Below are 3,983 nucleotides of genomic sequence, written 5' to 3'. Positions count from 1 at the left end.
CCCGTGCGGCCAGCGCAGCAGCAGGCCGACCATCAGTGCGTAAATCAGAAAGCCCCCGCCTCCGGCAGATAATATTTTCCAACCATATCGAGCACGCCGAGCCCCAAAGCCGCCGCCAAAAGGCCCGCCCAAGGAGCCCAACCCGCCGACCGAAACGATAATCAGGTAGAAGGTGAGATATTTCAGCGGAAACGCTGGATCGAGCCCAACCAGCGGCACGCTCAAAACCCCGCCTAGCCCGGCAAGCCCAGTGCCGAGGGCAAAAGGTCGCGGCGAACAGCCGATTGACCGGCACGCCGAGCCCGCGCGCCACGTCAGGCAGATCGACCGCCGCCCGCAGCCGTGCGCCCCAGCGCGTCCGCGTTAACCCAAGGTGCAGGAGAAAAACGATACTCCCACCGAGCAGCAGCAAAAAGAGCCGATAACGCCCGAACTCGACCCCGAACAGGTCGATCTGCCCCGTCAGCGCCGAGGGCAGCGGTAAGCTCTGCTGCCCGCCGCCCCAAACGGCGGTAATCCCGGCGATCACGACGAACAGCAAGCCGATGCAAAACAGCATCTGATCGAGCGGCGCGCGGGCATAGAGCCGCCAGAGAACCGCCCGTTCCATCGCCGCGCCCAAGGCCGCCATCGCCAGAAACCCGACCGGCAGCACCGCCCAGAACGGCCAGCCGCCCTGCCGCACCAGCGCCACCGCCAGATACCCCCCCAGCGCGGCATAGGCCCCGTGGGCGAGATGGACGAAGCCCATCAGCCCGAGCGTCACCGCCAGCCCCAAGCTCATCAGATAGAGCAGCATGCCATAGGCCAGCCCATCGAAGAGAAGCCCGAGCCAGATGGTGAGCATGCGCGCGCGGACCTTCTCGGTTACGGGGTTATGCCGGGGTCCTTCACGGCGGGAATGGCGTCGAACTCGACATTGACCATCTGGCCCTCCACCCGCTGCGCTTTGCGGATATAGACGGTTTGCACAATATCGCGCGTCGCAGGATCGATAGTGATCGGCCCACGCGGGCTATCGAGCGTTTGGCCCTTCATCGCCTCCACCAGGGCGGGGGCCTCGGCTTTCCCGCCGGTCTGTTTCAGCGCGAGATCAATCAGGGCCAACCCATCATAGGCGGCAACCGACATATAGGACGGGCGCATCTCCCCGACGATCTGGCGGAAAGCGCGCGTATAGGCGGCATTGCGCGCCGAGGGATGGGCGAAGGAATAATGGTGCGCCGTCATCAGCCCCGCCGGATCGTCGCCCTGATTGGCGAGAAACGCATCGTCGGTCGCCTCCCCCGTCGCCAGCAGCTTGATCCCGGCGGCGTCCAGCCCGCGCTCGCGGAAATTGCGCATGAAGGCCGTGGCTGATCGCCCGAGGGGAAGAAGATGAACGCCGCTTCCGGCTTTTCGTCCTTCAAGCGCTGCACATAGGCGGAGAAATCCGGATTGCTCAGCGGCACGCGCACGGCGCTGGCAATCGTACCGCCCCCCGCCTTGAACACGGCCTGAAACGCGCGTTCGGCATCCTGGCCCGGCCCATAATCCGACACGAGAGTGCTGGCCTGCTTAATCCCTTGGCTCAGCGCCCACTGCGCCATTGGCGCCGAAACCTGCGCGACCGTGAAGGAAGTGCGCACGATATAGGGCGAGCGGCTGGGAATGACGGAAGAGGCGGCATTCATCACCACCGCCGCTACTTTGGCTTCGGTGAGAACCGGGGCCACCGCAATCGCATTCGGGCTGAAATCGAACCCGACGAGAAGCTCGACCTTATCGCGGATAATCAATTCCTTGGCAAAGCGCGCCGCCACATCGGGCGCAGGCCCCGCCGTATCCTTGCGCACGAAAACCACCGGACGCCCGCCGAGCATGCCGCCGGTTTCCGCCAGATAAACCGCCATGCCGCCGTCGATCTGCTTGCCGTAATCGGCATAAGCGCCGGAATAGCTGGCGATAACGCCGATTTTCAGCGGGTCCGCCGCGCCCGCCGTCGACGCCAACCCGATCAGTGCCGTTGAGATTAACAGAGCACGACGCGAGAATAAATCAGCCATGACGCAGCTCCCTTACCGAAGTTTTGCCGCTGGCCTTAGCCGCTCTGCGACATTTTGTCGAGGCTTGAACGGCGGCAGCGCAGCCTATTCGCCTTATTGCCGATAATCGGCCATTAAGCGGTCGACCCCGCCCTCGGCCCGGAAGCGCGCCAAGGCCGCCCGCCACGGGGCTAGCTCCGCCTCAGGAATATCCAAGGTCGCGGCAAAGTTCAGCCGATAGCGGGTAATGGGCTCGGAGAGAATAATTCGGTCAGGAGGTATCTTTTCCAGCGCCATCACAACCGGAATTACCCAGCGCGACGTAAACCAAGCATCGATGCGGCCCACCAGAAGCTTGCGCAGGCTGGCATCTTCGGTCGTGGCCGAATCGAAGTTCATCAGGCCCTGCTGACGCAGAAAATTTTCGGGAACACCATTCATGATCGTGCCGATCATCTTAAGGTGCCGCGCCGTCTCAAGCGTAACCGCCCCATGCTCGGCCAAGGTCGCGAAGGACAAGGCCTCCTCCACCCCCGGATCGAGCCACAGGAACTTACCTTCGCGCTCGGGAATACGCGCGGCGAAGGCCGATAGCATCCGTTTACCGCTCGCCATTTCCTGCAACATGCGCGGGATCGGCACAATATTGATCTTGCCGGAATGCCCAACCGCGCGGGCCACCGCCAGCAGAGTTTCGACCATAAACCCCTTGGGCTTCCCATCATCGACGAAAGAAAAGGTGGTAATTGAGGGGCAATTAAGCGAATTTCTTTAGAAATGGACGGAAAACTGAAAAATATTAAAAATAAAATACACGCTATTTTTCGATATCGACAGATTAGGGTCATGGAATGGCCCTCCTATCTTGGCTCCACAAGGAAGCACATTATTCTAGCGGTGCCGCCAGATCACGCTTTAGGAAAACATAACATCAATTAATAGTGTGTTAAAAATAGGCCTGTGCGCGCCTAAACCTCCGCCCATTGCCGTAAAAGATTATGATAGATCCCCGAAAGGCTGACGATGCTGGGGTCGTTGACATCCTTCTCCAGCGCCAAGCGCTGAACCGTCTGATCGAGATCGAACAGCAGCGTGCGCTGATCGTCGGCGCGGATCATGCTTTGCAGCCAGAAAAACGAGGCAACCCGCGCCCCGCGCGTGATCGGCGTTACCCGGTGCAAGCTGGTCGACGGGTAGAGAATAAGATGCCCGGCTGGCAGCTTTACCCGCTGTGGGCCGTAGACATCCTCGATTATCAACTCGCCGCCGTCATATTCCTCCGGCTCCGAGAAGAACAAGGTACAGGAGAGATCCGTCCGCAGCCGGATCGGCGTGCCGGGAATAGCGCGAATGGCGTTATCCACATGCACGCCGAAGGCGGCTCCCACCCCATAGCGGTTGAACAGCGGCGGAAAAATCCGCTGCGGTAGCGCCGCCGAGATGAATAAGGGCGAGCGCGCCAGCCCGCCCAGGATCATCTCCCCCACGGCCAGCGCCACGGGGGAGCCTTCTGCCAGTTGCGCGTTCTGCTTGACGGCGGCGGATTGCTCCCCCCGCCGTCACTCGCCCGTCGATCCACTCGGCGGCGTCCAGCGCAGCGCGAGCGGAGGCGACTTCGGCGGGGGTCAGAACCTCTGGAATGGCGAGAAGCATGATCCCTCGGACGATTAGTAGGAAACGGCCAGCGTTAGCATCGCCGACCGGCCCGGCGCGACATAGGTGAACGGCGAAGCGCTGCGATACAGCGTATCATAATAGGTCTCGTCGGCCAGATTGAGCACGTTCAGGCGCAGGCTGGCGTTCTGGTTGATCTTATACTCGCCCATCAGATCGAACCGCCAATAGGAAGGAACCTTAGTGCTCAGCGCTTCCAACGTACCGCCGTTGACTTCCGAGCGATAGTTTGCCGATCCGCCGACCGAGAGCGCTTCGGTGATTTGATATTTCGTCTGCACCAGC

6 protein-coding genes are annotated in these 3,983 nt (G+C 61.4%); all 6 read right to left on the bottom strand.

All coding sequences use genetic code 11. From position 1 onward, the window contains the following. Window positions 1–847: branched-chain amino acid ABC transporter permease (locus VZ95_RS10020; RefSeq protein WP_198148212.1), on the bottom strand; the 847-nt coding region annotated here is incomplete at its 3' end. Between the two features lie 20 nt (window positions 848–867). Beyond that, window positions 868–1,344, bottom strand: a complete 477-nt coding sequence (locus VZ95_RS28170; protein WP_198148211.1) for an ABC transporter substrate-binding protein — start codon at window positions 1,342–1,344, stop codon at window positions 868–870. Further along, window positions 1,230–2,045, bottom strand: a complete 816-nt coding sequence (locus VZ95_RS10015; protein WP_198148210.1) for an ABC transporter substrate-binding protein — start codon at window positions 2,043–2,045, stop codon at window positions 1,230–1,232. Before VZ95_RS10015 ends, VZ95_RS28170 begins: the two co-directional genes overlap by 115 nt. A gap of 93 nt (window positions 2,046–2,138) precedes the next feature. Beyond that, window positions 2,139–2,726 (bottom strand): substrate-binding periplasmic protein, encoded by a 588-nt coding sequence (locus VZ95_RS10010; RefSeq protein WP_045775718.1) that lies wholly within the window; start codon window positions 2,724–2,726, stop codon window positions 2,139–2,141. A gap of 266 nt (window positions 2,727–2,992) precedes the next feature. Next, complete coding sequence (locus VZ95_RS10005) at window positions 2,993–3,523, bottom strand: Fe2+-dependent dioxygenase (RefSeq protein ID WP_456297694.1); 531 nt, start codon at window positions 3,521–3,523, stop codon at window positions 2,993–2,995. A gap of 168 nt (window positions 3,524–3,691) precedes the next feature. After that, window positions 3,692–3,983 (bottom strand): TonB-dependent receptor domain-containing protein (locus VZ95_RS10000; RefSeq protein WP_045775717.1); only part of this gene is annotated, 292 nt, incomplete at its 5' end.

The organism is Elstera litoralis (genome assembly GCF_000963705.1).
GTDB classification, from domain to species: Bacteria; Pseudomonadota; Alphaproteobacteria; order Elsterales; family Elsteraceae; genus Elstera; species Elstera litoralis.
This window is presented reverse-complemented; position numbering and strand designations above follow the sequence as displayed.